This is a genomic window from Streptomyces sp. NPDC001002 (assembly GCF_053599215.1).
Genome location: NZ_JBSFLV010000041.1, coordinates 34,663 through 50,720, shown reverse-complemented (window position 1 = coordinate 50,720; position 16,058 = coordinate 34,663). Strand labels below are relative to the sequence as shown.

15 protein-coding genes and 1 pseudogene are annotated in these 16,058 nt (G+C 70.1%); 4 read left to right on the top strand and 12 right to left on the bottom strand.

Going from position 1 to position 16,058, the window contains the following annotated elements; all coding sequences use genetic code 11:
* Positions 1-86: 86 nt before the first annotated feature.
* The 12 genes from ACWDR3_RS20290 to ACWDR3_RS20235 all read right to left on the bottom strand — a co-directional run bounded on the left by ACWDR3_RS20290 (position 87) and on the right by ACWDR3_RS20235 (position 11,906).
* Positions 87-479 carry a YccF domain-containing protein gene (locus ACWDR3_RS20290; RefSeq protein WP_450353882.1) on the bottom strand — a complete coding sequence of 131 codons (393 nt, stop codon included), beginning with the start codon at positions 477-479 and terminating at the stop codon, positions 87-89.
* Complete coding sequence (htpX, locus tag ACWDR3_RS20285; RefSeq protein ID WP_123998364.1) at positions 476-1,339, bottom strand: zinc metalloprotease HtpX; 864 nt, start codon at positions 1,337-1,339, stop codon at positions 476-478. The genes ACWDR3_RS20290 and htpX overlap by 4 nt, the downstream gene beginning before the upstream one ends.
* A 228-nt stretch (positions 1,340-1,567) precedes the next feature.
* A complete protein-coding gene (locus ACWDR3_RS20280) occupies positions 1,568-3,091 on the bottom strand; it encodes an NADH-quinone oxidoreductase subunit N (RefSeq protein ID WP_450353881.1) in 1,524 nt (507 codons plus the stop codon).
* The gene (locus tag ACWDR3_RS20275; RefSeq protein WP_450353880.1) at positions 3,088-4,662 is read right to left on the bottom strand and encodes a complex I subunit 4 family protein; all 1,575 of its coding nucleotides are present in this window, start codon (positions 4,660-4,662) and stop codon (positions 3,088-3,090) included. Before ACWDR3_RS20275 ends, ACWDR3_RS20280 begins: the two co-directional genes overlap by 4 nt.
* Positions 4,663-4,668: 6 nt before the next feature.
* Positions 4,669-6,663, bottom strand: a complete 1,995-nt coding sequence (locus tag ACWDR3_RS20270; RefSeq protein WP_450353879.1) for an NADH-quinone oxidoreductase subunit 5 family protein — start codon at positions 6,661-6,663, stop codon at positions 4,669-4,671.
* Positions 6,660-7,118 (bottom strand): NADH-quinone oxidoreductase subunit NuoK, encoded by a 459-nt coding sequence (gene nuoK / locus ACWDR3_RS20265; RefSeq protein WP_450353878.1) that lies wholly within the window; start codon positions 7,116-7,118, stop codon positions 6,660-6,662. The genes ACWDR3_RS20270 and nuoK overlap by 4 nt, the downstream gene beginning before the upstream one ends.
* The gene (locus ACWDR3_RS20260; protein WP_450353907.1) at positions 7,118-7,876 is read right to left on the bottom strand and encodes an NADH-quinone oxidoreductase subunit J family protein; all 759 of its coding nucleotides are present in this window, start codon (positions 7,874-7,876) and stop codon (positions 7,118-7,120) included. Before ACWDR3_RS20260 ends, nuoK begins: the two co-directional genes overlap by 1 nt.
* Before the next feature lie 41 nt (positions 7,877-7,917).
* Entirely contained in the window at positions 7,918-8,628 is a 711-nt protein-coding gene (locus ACWDR3_RS20255; protein WP_450353877.1) for a NuoI/complex I 23 kDa subunit family protein, read from the bottom strand.
* 2 nt (positions 8,629-8,630) lie between these two features.
* The gene (locus ACWDR3_RS20250) at positions 8,631-9,599 is read right to left on the bottom strand and encodes a complex I subunit 1/NuoH family protein (RefSeq protein WP_402353428.1); all 969 of its coding nucleotides are present in this window, start codon (positions 9,597-9,599) and stop codon (positions 8,631-8,633) included.
* A complete protein-coding gene (locus ACWDR3_RS20245) occupies positions 9,596-10,834 on the bottom strand; it encodes an NADH-quinone oxidoreductase subunit C (protein WP_450353876.1) in 1,239 nt (412 codons plus the stop codon). Before ACWDR3_RS20245 ends, ACWDR3_RS20250 begins: the two co-directional genes overlap by 4 nt.
* Positions 10,831-11,508, bottom strand: coding sequence for an NADH-quinone oxidoreductase subunit B (locus ACWDR3_RS20240; protein WP_450353875.1), 678 nt, complete (start codon positions 11,506-11,508; stop codon positions 10,831-10,833). Before ACWDR3_RS20240 ends, ACWDR3_RS20245 begins: the two co-directional genes overlap by 4 nt.
* Complete coding sequence (locus ACWDR3_RS20235; RefSeq protein ID WP_401714147.1) at positions 11,499-11,906, bottom strand: NADH-quinone oxidoreductase subunit A; 408 nt, start codon at positions 11,904-11,906, stop codon at positions 11,499-11,501. Before ACWDR3_RS20235 ends, ACWDR3_RS20240 begins: the two co-directional genes overlap by 10 nt.
* Positions 11,907-12,157: 251 nt before the next feature.
* On the opposite strand from ACWDR3_RS20235, the gene ACWDR3_RS20230 reads away from it, so the two are divergent.
* From ACWDR3_RS20230 to ACWDR3_RS20215, 4 genes and pseudogenes are all read left to right on the top strand, one after another.
* On the top strand, positions 12,158-13,363 hold the full coding sequence (locus tag ACWDR3_RS20230; RefSeq protein ID WP_450353874.1) for a sensor histidine kinase: 1,206 nt from the start codon (positions 12,158-12,160) through the stop codon (positions 13,361-13,363).
* A gap of 146 nt (positions 13,364-13,509) precedes the next feature.
* A complete protein-coding gene (locus tag ACWDR3_RS20225; protein ID WP_450353873.1) occupies positions 13,510-14,871 on the top strand; it encodes a sensor histidine kinase in 1,362 nt (453 codons plus the stop codon).
* Positions 14,832-15,021, top strand: a pseudogene (locus ACWDR3_RS20220) (hypothetical protein); the annotation flags it as partial. The gene ACWDR3_RS20225 and the pseudogene ACWDR3_RS20220, both read left to right, overlap by 40 nt.
* Before the next feature lie 201 nt (positions 15,022-15,222).
* Positions 15,223-15,882 (top strand): LuxR C-terminal-related transcriptional regulator, encoded by a 660-nt coding sequence (locus ACWDR3_RS20215; protein WP_402354124.1) that lies wholly within the window; start codon positions 15,223-15,225, stop codon positions 15,880-15,882.
* Positions 15,883-16,058: the final 176 nt, after the last annotated feature.

Here is a 16,058-nt window from a genome sequence, read left to right as displayed (position 1 = left end):
AACTGCCGGGTTGTGGAAAACGCCACGGCCTGGGCGAAGGGGCGACCGATCGTCACTCCCCTGCCCGGGCCGTGAGTTGTACGTGCTCAGCGGGCCGCGAACGGCTGGTCCGTCGGCACGATCTCGCGGCCGAGCGGCAGCAGCGAGACCGGGATGAGCTTGAAGTTGGCGATGCCGAACGGGATTCCGATGATCGTGATGCACAGGAGCACGCCGGTGAAGATGTGCGCGAGGGCCAGCCACCATCCGGCGAGGATCAGCCACAGCACGTTGCCGATGCAGGAGGGTGCCCCGGCGTCACGGCGCTCGACCGTCGTGTACCCGAAGGGCCAAAGAGCGTAGATGCCGATACGGAAAGCCGCGATGCCGAACGGGATGCCAATGATCGTGATGCAGAGGAGGAGGCCCGCGAGCAGGTATCCGAGGAAGAGCCAGAAGCCGCTCAGGACGAGCCAAATGACGTTCAGGATGGTTTTCACTGGGGTCGACCTGCCATCTTCTCGAGACGGGCGATGCGCTCCGCCATCGGCGGATGTGTCGAGAACATCTTGGAGAGTCCCTGGCCCGGGCGGAAGGGGTTCGCGATCATCATGTGGCTCGCCGTCTCGATCCGGGGCTCGGGCGGCAACGGCAGTTGCTTGGTGCCGGTTTCGAGCTTGCGCAGCGCGCTGGCCAGCGCGAGGGGGTCGCCGGTGAGCTGGGCCCCCGACGCGTCGGCCTCGTACTCTCTGGAACGGCTGATGGCGAGTTGGATGACGGTGGCCGCGAGCGGGCCCAGGATCATGATCATCAGCATGCCCAGGATGCCGGGACCGTCGTCGTCGTTCGAGCGGCCGATCGGGATCAGCCAGGCGAAGTTGACCAGGAACATGATCACGGAGGCGAGTGCGCCGGCGACCGACGAGATGAGGATGTCGCGGTTGTAGACGTGGCTCAGCTCGTGGCCGATGACTCCGCGCAGCTCGCGCTCGTCGAGAAGGCGCAAGATGCCGTCCGTGCAGCACACGGCGGCGTTGCGCGGATTGCGGCCGGTCGCGAAGGCGTTCGGTGCTTCCGTCGGCGAGATGTACAGGCGCGGCATGGGCTGGCGGGCCTGGGTGGAGAGCTCGCGGACCATGCGGTACAGGGCGGGGGCCTCGAACTCGCTGACCGGGCGGGCGCGCATCGCGCGTAGCGCCAGCTTGTCGCTGTTCCAGTACGCGTACGCGTTCGTGCCCAGTGCCACCACGACCGCTACGACGAGCCCCATGCGGCCGAAGAAGCTGCCGATGACGATGATGAGGGCGGACAGTCCCCCGAGGAGTACTGCGGTCCTTAGCCCGTTGTGCCGGCGGTGCACGGTACGCCCTCCAAATCGCGCAGCAGGGGAACCCTTTGCTTGCTGATCCTGTGTCTTGTCTCCGATGCCACCGGTGCCGTGGTGTCACGTCCAGTGGACCCTCCCTTACTGGTCAACGCCAGGCGGGGGCCTCTAGTTCCCTTGTGCGCGCGGCGCCGGGCATGGGCCGACCGGGTGACGGCGGCCTCTGCTGCCGCCTTCTGCCCGGAAGAGCGCGCCGCGTCGGTTCTAGAAGAGGGCCGTGTCGGCGAAGCGCAGCACCAGTTGTGGAGCGCCGGACAGGGCGACGGCGAGGGCGCCGGTGAGCGTGATGGCCGCCGTGAGCGGGGCGGGCAGGCGGTGCTTGACGGGCTCGCCCTCGGGGGCGCGGAAGAGCAGTGCCGTCCACTCGAGGTAGTAGAAGAGGGCGATCACCACGTTGACGGCCATGACCACGGCCAGCCAGCCCAGGCCCGCGTCCACGGCCGCCGCGAACACGGTGACCTTGGCGAAGAGTCCGATGATGCCCGGCGGCAGCCCGGCCAGGCAGAGCAGGAAGAAGGCCAGGAGCAGGGCGGCGAGGGGGTTCTTGGCGTACAGGCCGCGGTAGTCCGTGATGCGGTTGAGGGCACTTGTACGGCCCACCAGGGCGGCGACCGCGAAGGCTCCTAGGTTCACGGCGGCGTACATGAGGGCGTACGCGACCGTGGAGCCGATGGAGTGCTCGGCGTCGTCGGAGTAGGCGGCCGCGGCGATCGGTACGAGGAGGTAGCCGGCCTGCCCCACCGACGACCAGGCGAGCAGGCGTACCGCGCTGTACGCGCGCGTGGCCTGTTGGCGCAGGGCGCCGACGTTGCCGACGGTCATGGTGAGCGCGGCCAGGGCCGCCAGCGCGGGGCCCCAGACATCGGCGTACGAGGGGAAGGCGACGACGGTGACGAGGATCAGGCCGGAGAAGCCGACCGCCTTGCCGACGACAGACAGGTAGGCGGCGATCGGCAGGGGCGCTCCCACGTAGGTGTCGGGCACCCAGAAGTGGAAGGGGACGGCCGCGACCTTGAAGGCGAAGCCGACGAGGGTGAGGACGACGCCGGTCTGGGCGAGGGTGTGGAGCTGTCCGTCGACGTGCTGGATGCGGTCGGCGACCTGGGTGAGGTAGAGGGTGCCGGTGGAGGCGTACACGAAGCTGATGCCCATGAGGCTGACCGCGGTCGCGGTGACCGACGACAGGAAGAACTTGAGGGCGGCTTCGGAGGACTTCCGGTCGCCCTGCCGGAGGCCCACGAGGGCGAAGGCGGGCAGGGAGGCGACCTCCAGGGCGACGATCAGGGTCGCGAGGTCGCGGGAGGCGGGCAGGAGGGCGGCGCCTGCGGCGGAGGACAGCAGCAGGAACCAGTACTCCCCTTCGGGGAGTTGCTTGTCGTCGTCCTTGAGGGTGGTGACCGACAGCAGGGCGGCCAGGAGGGCGCCGCCGAGGACCAGGAACTGGATGACCAGGGTGAAGCGGTCCGCGGTGTAGCTGCAGACGTCGGCGTTGCCGTTCAGGCAGAAGGTGGAGCGGTCGCCGTCCAGGAGAGGCAGCAGGAGCAGTGCGGAGGCGGCGAGGCCTGCCACCGAGAACCAGCCGAGGAGCGCCTTCTTTTGTTCGCGGACGAACAGGTCGGCGACAAGGACGACGAGTGCGACGACCGCCGCGAGGGTGGGCGGTGCGATGGCGAGCCAGTCGACGGACTGGACGAGGTTCGCGGCCAGCGGCTGGACCGGGCTGCTCATCGGGTGCCTCCTGCGAGGAGCTGCTGCACGGCCGGGTCGGTGAGGCCGAGGAGGGCCTTGGGCCACAGCCCGGCGACGACGGTGAGGGCGACGAGCGGCGTCCAGGCCGCGAACTCGTAGGACTGCACGTCGGCGAGTTGCGGGGCTTCCTGCGGCACGGCGCCCATGCAGACGCGGCGGACCACGATGAGCATGTACGCGGCGGTGAGGAGCGTGCCGAAGGCCGCGATCGCCATGAAGGTGAGGAACGCCGGGCGGCTGAGGCCGGCGGCGGGCTTGAACGCGCCGAACAGTGCCAGCATCTCGCCCCAGAATCCGGCCAGTCCGGGCAGGCCGAGCGAGGCGACCGCGCCGAAGGCGAGCAGGCCGCCGAGGCGCGGGGCCTTGCCGTACAGCGCGGCGCCGGTCTCCTTGGCGAGGGTGTCGAGGTCGGTGCTGCCGGTCCGGTCCTTGAGCGCGCCGACCAGGAAGAACAGGAGCCCGGTGATGAGGCCGTGGGCGATGTTGGCGAACAGGGCGCCGTTCACGCCGGTCGGGGTCATGGTCGAGATGCCGAGCAGGACGAAGCCCATGTGGCCGACGGAGGAGTAGGCGATCAGGCGCTTGAGGTCGCCCTTGGCGCCCTGTCTGGCGAGGGCCAGGCAGGCCAGGGATCCGTAGATGATCCCGACGACGGCGAGGGCGGCGAGGTAGGGCGCGAAGGTGCGGAAGCCGTCGGGGGCGATCGGCAACAGAATCCGGACGAACCCGTACGTACCCATCTTCAGCATCACGCCGGCCAGCAGGACCGAGCCGACGGTCGGCGCCGCGGTGTGGGCGTCGGGCAGCCAGCTGTGCAGCGGCCACATCGGCGTCTTGACCGCGAGCCCGATCCCGATCGCCAAAACCGCGATGACCTGCACGGATGTACTCAGCGACCGGCCGTTGTCAGTGGCGAGTGCCACCATGTCGAATGTGCCCGCCTTGATCCCGATCAGGAGCAGGCCGAGCAGCATGACGACCGAACCGAGCAGTGTGTAGAGGATGAACCGCCAGGCGGCCCGGGTCCTGCCCTCGCCGCCCCAGCGGGCGATGAGGAAGTACATCGGGACGAGGACCATCTCGAACGCGAGGAAGAACAGCAGCAGATCGAGGACGGCGAAGCTCGCGAGGGTGCCGGACTCCAGGACGAGCAGCAGTGCGACGAATGCCTTCGGGGTCGGGCCCGCGGGCATCTTGAAGTACGAGTAGAGCGCGCAGAGGAAGGTCAGCAGCGCGGTCAGGACCAGAAGGGGGAGGGAGATGCCGTCGATGCCGAGGTGGATCCGCACGTCGAGTGCGGGGATCCAGCTGATGTCGGTCGTGGCCTGCATCTTCGACGGGTGGTCGTGGTCGAAGCCGAGCGCGAGGACGATCGCGGCGATGAGCACCGCGCCGGTCACGGTCACGCCGTGCCGCAGCACGGCCTGTTCGGGCGACTTCCCCTTCAGCCCGGGCGGGGCGGGCAGCAGAGCGGCGACGGCGCCGAGGAGCGGCACGACGACGATGAACGCCAGAACGAACTGCATCACGGACTCGCTGATATCGATCACGCCTGCTCACGCTCCCGTGGCGACGAGGAGGGCGGCGACCGCCAGGACGACGGTGCCGGCGAGCAGCGCGCTCACATAGGTCTGCGTGTTGCCGGTCTGGGCACGCCGTACGGCGGACCCGAGCAGGCGGGGCAGGGCGCCCGCACCGCGTACGTAGGTCTCGACGACCTCGCGGTCGAGGAACCGGACGAGACTCGCGCCGGCCAGAACCGGGCGGACGAAGAGGGCCGCGTACACGGCGTCGAGGTGGAAGCCGACGGCCGCGTGCCGGTGCAGCGGGCCGAGCAGCACTCGCCCGGGGTCCGCCGGGTCGGGCGCGGAGGCGACGTCTCCGTACGCGGGCGCGTGGCTGGCGATCGCCTCGGCCTCCACGAGTCCGGCGTCACCGTCCGGGTGGGCGGCGACGGCGCCCAGCGGGACACGGGCCGCGAGTGCGGTCGTGTGCCGCCAGGCGGCGTAGGTGACGATGCCGCCGACCAGGGCCACGCCCGTGCCGAGCACGGAGGTGGTGAGGGTCGGGGTGAGGTCTCGGCCGTCGAACCAGCCGGGCAGCGAGCGGTAGGCGAGGCCGCCGAGGGCGAGGGACGGCACGGCGAGCACCCACAGCACCACGGTCATGGTGCGGGGCTGACGCCCGTGGTCAGGGGCCTCGGCGCCGTGTCCGCGGAAGGCGAGCAGCCACAGGCGGGTGGCGTACGCCGCGGTGAGCAAGGCCGTGAGCAGGCCGGCGACGAGCACGGTCCAGCCCGCCGCGCCGGGGGCGTGCTCGGTGTGGCCGGTGGCGACGTGCTCGGCGGCGCCGAGGACGGACTCCTTGGAGAAGAAGCCGCTGAAGGGCGGGATCGCGGCGAGCGCGAGGAGCGCCACGGTCATCGTCCAGAAGGCGTCGGGGACGCGGTCGCGCAGGTTGCCCATACGGGACATGGCGGCCAGCGAGTTGGTGCCGGCGGCGTGGATGATCACGCCGGCCGCGAGGAACAGCAGCGCCTTGAAGGCGCCGTGGGACAGGAGGTGGAAGACGGCGGCACCGCGGTCGCCGACGGCCAGGGCGCCGGTCATGTAGCCGAGTTGGCCGATCGTCGAGTAGGCGAGGACGCGCTTGATGTCGTCCTGGGCGAGCGCGGCGAGACCCGAGCCGACCATCGTGACGGAGGCCATCGCGGCGAGGACGACCATCGCGGCCTGCGAGGCCTCGAACACCGGGAGGAGACGGGCGACGAAGTAGACACCGGCGGCGACCATCGTCGCGGCGTGGATCAGCGCGGAGACGGGGGTCGGGCCGGCCATGGCGTCGGGGAGCCAGGTGTGCAGCGGGAACTGTGCCGACTTGCCCGCGACGCCGGCCAGGAGCAGCAGGGCGATCAGGGTCGGGTGGTCGAGTCCGCCGCTCGCGACCGTGCCGAGGACCTTCGTGATCCGGAAGGAGCCGGCGTCGGTGGCGAGGGCGAACAGGCCGATGAGGAAGGGGACGTCACCGAGCTTGGTCACCAGGAAGGCCTTGATGGAGGCGGCGCGGGCCTCCGGGGTCTCCCAGTAGTGGCCGACCAGGAAGTACGAGCAGATGCCCATGATCTCCCAGCCGACCAGCAGCACGATCAGGTCGCCGGAGTAGACGACGAGCAGCATCGCGGAGGTGAAGAGGGAGACGAGGGCGGCGTAGGAGGGGTAGCGCGGATCGTCGCGCAGGTAGCCGGTCGAGTAGATCTGCACGCAGGTCGCGACGAAGGCGACCAGTACGGCGACGAGGGCGGCGAAGCCGTCGATGTGCAGGGCGAGTTCGATCGGGACCGAGCCGGTGGGCGTGAGCTCCGTGGCGGCGTCGACGGCCCGGTCGCCGCCCTGGCGCACGGCGACCAGTACGGCGAGCACGAGGGAGGCGAGGGGTGGCAGGACCGCGAGCGGGCGGACGAAGCCGGGGGCCGTGCGGCCCAGGAGCAGGCCCGCCGCCGCACCCAGGAACGGCAGGAGGGGGACGAGGACGGCGAGGGTGGTCGTGGTCACGCGGTGGCCTCAGCCTTCCCGGCCCGGCCGGCCGATCCGGCGGTGCGGGCGTCACTGTCGGGTTCGTCGGACGCCCAGCCGTCGGACCCGGAACCCTCGGACTCCGACCCATCGGACTCCGGCCCGTCGGACTCGTGGCCCTCGGCGGTGTCGCGGAGCCGGTCGATGTCCGAGGTGCCGCGGTTGCGGTAGACGGCGAGGACGATCGCCAGGCCGATGCCGATCTCCGCGGCGGCGATGGCGATGGTGAACAGGGTCAGGGCCTGTCCGGAGTGCAGGGTGTCCCGGGCGGTCCTGCTGAGCCAGACGTCGAAGGCGACGAGGTTCAGATTGACGGCGTTGAGCATCAGCTCGACCGACATCAGGACGAGGATCGCGTTGCGGCGGGCGAGTACGCCGTAGACGCCGGTGCAGAAGAGAAGAGCGGCGAGGACAGCTGGATAGGCGAGGTGCATCAGCGGCCGCCTTCCTGCTTGGCAGAGCTGGTGCCCTCAACCGAGCCGGTTTCCTCAACCGGGCTGGTTCCCCCAACCGGACTGGTTCCCGATTCCGGGCCATTTCCCTCGATCGGGTTATTCCGGGAATCCGGGACAGATGGGGAACTCTGCGTGATCGCCCGGGAGTTCACAGGGGGAGAACTCGACTCCGCCTTCGCCTTGCGGGACAGGACGATCGCGCCGACCAGGGCCGCGAGGAGAAGGACGGAGAGGGCCTCGAAGGGGAGCACCCAGTTCTGGAACAGGCTCGCTCCGGTGACGGCGGTGGTGCCGGCGGCCGGGCCGTCCAGATCGATCCAGGTCGAGCGGAAAGCGTCGACGACGACCCAGACCAGGGCGGCCGCGGCGGCGACGGCCACGGTGAGGGCGGCCCAGCGGTTGCCGGAATCGGCGTCCGGGGAGCGGCCGATGGGGGCCTTGGTGAGCATCAGACCGAACAGAAGGAGGACGACGACGGAACCGACATAGATGAGGACCTGCACCCAGGCGATGAACTCGGCGGTGAGCAGGAGGTATTCGACGGCGAGACCACCGAGGGTCACCACCAGCCACAGGGCGGCGTGCACCAGCTGCCTGGTGGTGACGGTGACGAGGGCGGCGCCGAAGGTGACCAGGCCGACGAGAAGAAACGCGACCTCGACGCCGGTCGGGGAGAGGAAGCCGTGGGTTTCGGCGGCGGTCGTGGTCACCGTGGAGTGCACGGAGGTGGCGGGCACAGCCAGGGCGTGCGCCGCGCTGACGGCGGCTGCGGCGAGGGTCACGATGCGCCTCCCTCGGCTTCGGGCGACTTGGGCGGCACGGGCGGGTCGGGCTGCGCGGACGGGTCGGGCTGCGCGGACGGGTCGGGCTGCGCAACCTCCGTGACCTGCCCGGCCTGAGCGACCTCTCCGGCCTGCGCAGCCCCTGCCGCCTGTGCTGCCTGTGCCGCCGCCAGTTTCTCGGCGGATTTGTGGGCCGCGGCGATTTCCTTCGGTTCCTCTGCGGCGGGGTCGAGGGCGGGTGGGGCCGGGACGGTCCACATCCACTCGCGGAGCTTGTCCCGCTCGTGGGTGAGGTCGCGGATGTCGGTCTCGGCGTACTCGAACTCAGGGGACCAGAACAGCGCGTCGAAAGGACACACCTCAATGCAGATACCGCAGTACATGCACAGGGAGAAGTCGATGGCGAAGCGGTCGAGGACGTTGCGGCTGCGCTCGCGGCCGCCGGGGGTCGCCGCCGGGACCGTCTCCTTGTGGGAGTCAATGTAGATGCACCAGTCGGGGCACTCACGGGCGCAGAGCATGCAGACCGTGCAGTTCTCCTCGAACAGGCCGATCACACCGCGGGTGCGGGGCGGGAGGTCGGGCTGAACGTCCGGGTACTGCTCGGTGACGGTCCTCTTCGTCATCGTGCGGAGGGTGACGGCCAGACCTTTGGCCAGGCCGGAGCCGGGAAAGCGGGGCCGGGTGGGCGGGAGGGGCTCGGCCATGGTTAGGAGATCACCACCTTGACGATGCCGGTGAGGGCGATCTGGGCGAGGGAGAGGGGGACCAGGAGGGTCCAGGAGAGTTTCTGCAGCTGGTCCTCGCGCAGGCGGGGGTAGGTGACGCGGAGCCAGATGACGACGAAGGCCAGGACCGCCGTCTTCAGCAGGGTCCAGACCCAGCCGAGGCCGTCGGCACCCCAGGGGCCGTGCCAACCGCCCAGGAAAAGGACGGTGGTCAGGCCGCACAGAACGATGATTCCGGCGTACTCGGCGAGGAGGAACAGGGCGAAGCGCAGACCGGTGTACTCGGTGTAGGCGCCGAAGATGATCTCCGAGTCGGCGACGGGCATGTCGAAGGGCGGGCGCTGGAGTTCGGCGAGACCGGCGACGAAGAAGACGATCGCGCCGACGATCTGCCAGGGCAGCCACCACCACTCGAAGGCGTCGAGGATGCCGGGAAGGGAGACGGTGCCGGCCGCCATGGCCACCGAGGCGGCGGTGAGCAGCATCGGGAGTTCGTAGGCGAGGAGTTGGGCGGCGGTGCGCAGGCCGCCCAGGAGGGAGAACTTGTTGGCGGAGGCCCAACCGGCCATGAGCGAGCCGAGGACGCCCACGCCCATCACCGCGAGCACGAAGAAGATGCCGGCGTCGAGGACCTGGCCGACCGCGCCCTCGCCGGGGCCGATCGGGATGGCCAGCAGGACGATCAGGTACGGGAGGAGGGCTACGGCGGGGGCGAGTTGGAAGATACGGCGGTCCGCGCCCGCCGGGACCACGTCTTCCTTCTGCGCGAACTTGACGCCGTCCGCGACGAGTTGGGCCCAGCCGTGGAAGCCGCCGGCGTACATCGGGCCGAGGCGGCCCTGCATGTGGGCCATGACCTTGTGCTCGGTCTGACCGACGATGAGGGGGAAGGTGAGGAAGACGACGAAGACGATCAGGAGTCGCAGGGCGACGTCGAGAGCGTCGTTCACTGCGGGCCTCCTGCGGGGTCTTCGGGGCTTGGGGCTTCCGGGGCTTCAGAGGTTTCGGGTGCCTTCGAGACCTCGTCGGCCTCGCCTGCTTCAGGAGCGTCGGACTCCGTGGATTCCGAGGTGGCTTTCGGACTGGATTCCGGGGCGTCGAAGGCCGGCCGGGCGTGGTGCCACGGGGCGTCCGGGCTGCGCGGGGCCGTGGGTGCCTTCGGCAGTGCGGCGGTCTCGCCCTCGCTCCGGTCGTCGGACGACGGTTCCGGTTCCAGTTGCGGCTCCGATTCCGGTTCCGATCCCGGAGTGGTCGCCGCCTGTTGGCTCGCGGAGCCCTGGGACGCGGTGCGGTTGCGCCGTGGCGACCGGGGCGGGGCAGCAGCCGAACCAGTCGCCGGCGTCTCCCCCGGCGTACCGACTGCCGGTGCCGCGCCCGACGAATCACCCTCAGACACCGGACCCGACGAACCCTCCGCCGGACCGGTCCCCGCCTGGCTGGCGGAGCCCTCCGCGGATGTGCGGGTGCGACGAGGCGGACGGTCGCCTGCGGCTCGTACCGGGCGGTCGGCAGTGGCTCGGGTCGGGCGGTCGGAGGTCGCTCCGGCGGGGCGTTCGGCCGCCGCGCGGCCCGGTGCTCGGCCGGCCGCTCGGGCGGGACGGGCCGGGGCGGGAGGGAGCTGGCCCTTCTGGGGGCCCCACTCGTTCGGGTCGGGGACGCCTGGGGGGAGGGTCTGGCGGCGTTTGGGGCCGCCGTGGTCGGACTCGCCCGGTTCCTTGGCGCCGGGCCAGGCCTTGGCGACGCGGGCCGCCAGGACGAAGTCCTTGCGCAGGGGGTGGCCTTCGAAGGTCTCCGGGAGGAGGAGGTGGTCCAGGGCGGGGTGGCCGTCGAAGACGACGCCGAACATCTCGTGGGTCTCGCGCTCGTGCCAAGCGGCGCCCGCGTAGATGTCCACGGCCGAGGCCAGGGTCGGCGACTCGTGCGGGACCGTGGTGCGCACCAGGAGGCGGCGGACCGGGGCCAGGGCCACGACGTGGGCGGAGACGCGGAAGCCGGTGCCCGGTTCGTCGACGGCGCTGAGCCAGTCGAAGTAGGTGCAGCCCAGTTCGTCGCGGGCCACCCGCAGTGCGGTGAGCCACGTGGTGGGCGGGACGTCGACCGTGAGGACCTCGTAGGACTCCTCGGCGGTGGCCTCCGTACCGAAGAGTTCTTCGGCGGGGGCGGGGAGCCAGCCGATCGCCGTCATCGGGCGTCCCCTTCGGGCGACCCGACAGAAGGAGCCGATCCGTTCGAGGGAGTCGCCGGGGGCTTCACCAAGTCGCTCTGTAGGGCTGCCGTCGACGGGCGGGCCGGGGTGGTGCCGTAGCGCTCGGCCAGGGACTCTCGGGCGATCTTCTCCTGGAGTTTGAGGATTCCCTGGAGGAGGGCCTCGGGGCGGGGCGGGCAACCGGGGACGTAGACGTCGACCGGGATGATCTGGTCGACGCCCTTGGTGACGGAGTAGGAGTCCCAGTAGGGGCCTCCGCAGTTGGAGCAGGCGCCGAAGGAGATGACGTATTTGGGTTCCGGCATCTGTTCGTAGAGGCGTTTCACGGCGGGGGCCATCTTGTCCGTGACCGTGCCGGAGACGACCATCAGGTCGGCCTGGCGCGGGCCGGGTGCGAAGGGGATCACGCCGAGGCGGATGAAGTCGTGGCGGGCCATGGACGCGGCGATGAACTCGATGGCGCAGCAGGCGAGGCCGAAGTTGAAGACCCAGAGGGAGTATCGGCGGCCCCAGTTGAGGACGACCTTCATCGGCTCGGGGGCGAGGCGGGCGAGGGCGCCGAGGCGTTTCGGCTCGGGCAGGTAGACCGGCTCCGCCTCCGGAATCGGCTGCGGCGAGGACGAAGGCGAGGTCACTTCTGGCGTCACGTCCATTCCAGGACGCCCTTCTTGTAGGCGTACAGCAGGCCGACGGCGAGGAAGCCGAGGAAGATGAACATCTCGACGAGGGTCGTCGCACCGTAGCCGGGGGCGGCGAAGACCGTGGCCCAGGGGAACAGGAAGATCGAGTCGACGGCGAAGATGACGTAGAGGAAGGCGTAGACGTAGTAGCGGACCTGGGTGTGGGCCCAGCCCTCGCCGACGGGGTCGACTCCGCACTCGTAGGTCAGGAGCTTCTCGGGGGTGGGGACCACCGGGCGCAGCAGGCGGCCGGCGCCGAACGCGACGGCGACGAAGAGCACGCCGACGACGGCGAGCAGTCCGACGACCGAGTACGACTCGAAGTAGTCCGCCGCGACGACGGTCGGATCGAGGACAGTCGGTTCCCGCACGTCCGCGTCCGTCCCTTCGCTGGCTGCTCGATGATCGCCGCCGTTCCGCAATCCGTGTTCAGCGATCTGCGATCTGTACGGACGGGAGTCTAGGCCCTGTTAAAGAGACGGTAAGCAGCCCGTCGGGCTTGAGATCTGGTCGATATGCGGGGGTCGCGGCGACGAGCGTGCCGGGGGGTGGGGTTTTCCCCAGGGGATCCTGGCGGTCCTCCTCATGGCGCGGGGGCGCGGGGCGCGGCACGCTAGCCCATATGACCGAACGCCTCTCGTTCCCGACGCCTGATCGGGAAGCCGCGCAGCCGGAAGACGACGACCGTCTGCCGCCCGCCCGTTTCGCCTACGACCGGCACACCTGGAAGGAGATCGCGCATCTGCTGGCGAACCTTCCGGTGGCGCTGGTCGGTTTCACCTACACCGTGGCGGTGCTGTTCTCCGGGGGCATGCTCGCCCTCACGGTGATCGGGTTCCCGCTGCTGACGCTCGGGCTGCTGGGCGCACGGCAGTTGGGCCGGTTCGAGCGGGCCCGGGCCAGGAAGCTGCTCGGGATGCGGATCGAGGAGCCGAGCCGGCTGCCCAAGCGCCGTAGGGGCTATCTGCCGTGGCTGTGGATGACCCTGAAGGACCCGGTGGGCTGGCGCACGATCCTGTACGACTTCATGCGGCTGCCCTGGGGCATCCTCACCTTCACCATCACGCTGACCTCGTTGTTCGTGCTGTGGCCGGTGCTGCCGTTCATCGCGCGGGGGCTGGCCAACGCCGACCGGGCGATGGTGCGCGGTCTGCTGTCGCCGTCCGACGAGCTGGAGCAGCGGATCGCCGAGCTGGAGTCGGACCGCGGGGTCGTGGTCGACACGGCCAACGCCGATCTGCGGCGCATCGAGCGCGATCTGCACGACGGGGCGCAGGCCCGCCTGGTCAATCTGGCGATGGGGCTCGGGCTCGCCAAGGAGAAGCTCCTGGAGGACCCGGACACGGCCGCGGAGATGGTCGCGGAGGCGCACGGCGAGGTGAAACTGGCGTTGCAGGAGCTCAGAGATCTGGCCCGGGGCATCCATCCGGCGGTGCTGACGGACCGCGGCCTGGACGCCGCGCTGTCGTCGGTGGCCTCGCGCTGCACGGTGCCGGTGAAGGTGACGGTGGATCTCGTCGCCCGGCCGGCCGCGGCGATCGAGGGCATCGCCTACTTCACCGTCTCCGAGCTGCTGCAGAACATCAGCAAGCACAGCGCCGCGCGGACGGCCTCGGTGGAGGTGTGGCGGTCGGCGGACCGGCTGCTGATCCAGGTCGAGGACGACGGCCGAGGGGGCGCGCGGCTGGACGGCGGTACGGGGATGCGGGGGCTCGCGGACCGGCTGGGCGCGGTCGACGGGCTGTTCGTCCTCGACTCGCCGGCGGGCGGCCCGACCACGGTCACGGCGGAACTGCCCTGGCGCGACCGCACACCGGGACAGGCCTAGCGGGCCGGGGTCGACAGGGCTCCCCCGGAGGTAGGGAAAACCCCCCGTCCAAGAGGCCGACGGACTCCATGGTTCGCGGAGCTGCGACGCAGGAGGGTGGAGGTACGGCGGGACAGCCGCAGGACGAGTAGAACGGGACGACGTCGATGGCCACGGAGTACGGACAGGGCTACGGGGACGGGCACGGTTACGACAGCGGTCTCTCTCTCGCCGGTGAGCGCCGGCACCGGCTGCCCGCCGGGCTGCGGGCGCCGTTCGAGGCCCGCACCTGGCGGGCCTTCGGCTACGTGCTGCTGAGCCTGCCGATCAGCATCTTCCTCTTCACGTACGCGGTCACGATGGTGTCACTCGGGGCGGGTCTGCTGGTGACCTTCCTCGGCGTTCCGGTGCTGGCGGCGGGGCTGGCCGGCTGCCGCGGGTTCGGGGCGATGGAGCGGGCGCGGGCGCGGAGCCTGCTGGGCGTGGAGGTGGCCGACCCCGAGCCGCTGCGGATGAAGAAGTCCGGCGTGCTGGCGTGGGTGGGTGCCGTGCTGAAGAGCGGCACGTCGTGGCGGTCGCTGCTGTACGCGGTGCTGCAGTTCCCGTGGTCGGTGTTCTCGTTCGTCGTCGCGCTGAACTTCTGGGCGTACGGGTGGGCGTTGCTGACGTATCCGCTGTGGTTCTGGGTTTTTCCGGTGTACGTCGGTCAGGGCGGGGTTCAGCTGTTCAGCGACGGGAACCACAGCGTCTACCTCGACAACCCGTTCGAGATCACCGTGACTGCGTTGGTGGGGCTGTTGTTCACGTTGGCCACGCCGTGGATCGTGCGGGCGCTGACGACGGTGGACCAGGTGATGGTGCAGGGGTTGCTCGGGCCGACGCGGTTGTCGGCGCGGGTGGTGGAGCTGGAGTCGGACCGGGGGGTCGTGGTCGACACGGCGGCGGCGGATCTGCGGCGGATCGAGCGGGATCTGCATGACGGGGCGCAGGCGCGGTTGGTGGCGCTGGCGATGGATCTGGGGCTGGCGAAGGAGAAGCTGACGGAGGATCCGGAGGCGGCGGCTCGGATGGTGGGTGAGGCGCACGGTGAGGTGAAGACGGCGCTTCAGGAACTGCGGGATCTGGCTCGGGGGATTCATCCGGCGGTGTTGACGGATCGGGGGCTGGATGCGGCGTTGTCTTCGGTGGCGTCGCGGTGCACTGTGCCGGTGCAGGTGGAGGTGGATCTGCCGGCGCGGCCGGCGCCGGCCATCGAGGGGATCGCGTACTTCACCGTGTCGGAGCTGCTGCAGAACATCAGTAAGCACTCGCGGGCGAACTGGGCTGCCGTGGATGTGTGGCGGGTGGAGAACCGGTTGATGGTGCAGGTTGTGGATGACGGGGTGGGTGGGGCGGATGCGTCTTCGGGGTCGGGGCTCGGGGGGTTGGCTGAGCGGTTGGACGCGGTGGATGGGATCTTGGTGGTGGATTCGCCGGTGGGCGGGCCCACGCGGGTGACGGCGGAACTGCCCTGGCGGGCGGTGGGCTGACTGGGCTTTTCTCGCCCCCGCCGCCCCTACCCGTCCCATCCCAGGGGCGCTGCCCCTTCGACCCCACCGGGGCTCCGCCCCGGACCCCGATCGGCCCTGAACGGGCCTCGTCCTCAAACGCCGGACGGGCTGAACGACGCTCGCCGGCGTTGAGGCATGTGTCTGGCCCCGGCCTGAAATGAACCCCCGAAACCCCTCCTACCATGCCCCTTTTCCCGTTGATTCGTGTTCGTCGGGCGCAGTGGGATGGGATTGCTGGAATGCTGGACCACCGGAGCTGCCGTGGGGGCCGACTTGGTCGGTGCGGCGGGCGGAAGCGGGCTCGGGGGGCCGGAGATCGTGGAGGACAGGGTGCGGGTCGTCATCGCCGAGGATTCAGTGCTGCTTCGGGAGGGCCTGACCCGGTTGTTGACCGACCGCGGGCACGAGGTCGTCGCCGGGGTCGGGGACGGGGACGCGTTGGTCAAGACCATTACGGAGCTGGACGGGCAGGGCGAGCTGCCGGACGTGGTGGTCGCCGATGTGCGGATGCCGCCGACACACACCGACGAGGGGGTCCGGGCCGCCGTACAGCTGCGGAAGGCCCATCCGGGACTCGGTGTGCTCGTGCTGTCACAGTATGTGGAGGAGCGGTACGCCACCGAACTTTTGGCCGGTTCCAGCCATGGGGTGGGCTATCTGCTGAAGGACCGGGTCGCCGAGGTACGCGAATTCGTGGATGCCGTGGTGCGGGTCGCCCAGGGAGGCACCGCGCTGGATCCCGAAGTGGTCGCGCAGTTGCTCGGGCGTAGCCGCAAGCAGGATGTGCTTGCCGGGCTCACTCCGCGAGAGCGGGAGGTGCTGGGACTGATGGCCGAGGGTCGGACCAACTCGGCGATCGCCCGGCAGCTCGTGGTGAGTGATGGCGCCGTCGAGAAGCACGTCAGCAATATCTTTCTGAAGCTCGGACTGTCTCCGAGTGACGGGGATCACCGGCGCGTTCTCGCGGTGCTCACCTATCTGAACTCCTGACGGGCTGACACTTAGTCAGAAACCGCGGAGACATCCGGGGCGTCTCCACAAGGGGACGTCGGGGGGCGAGAAATCATGACAAGTCAGGGCGGCACACCGTCTCAAAACCGCGTCCATCATGCGAATGGCCCAGGGAAGGCGACCCTGACGGACGTAGGGTTGATCCTGGGAAGGCC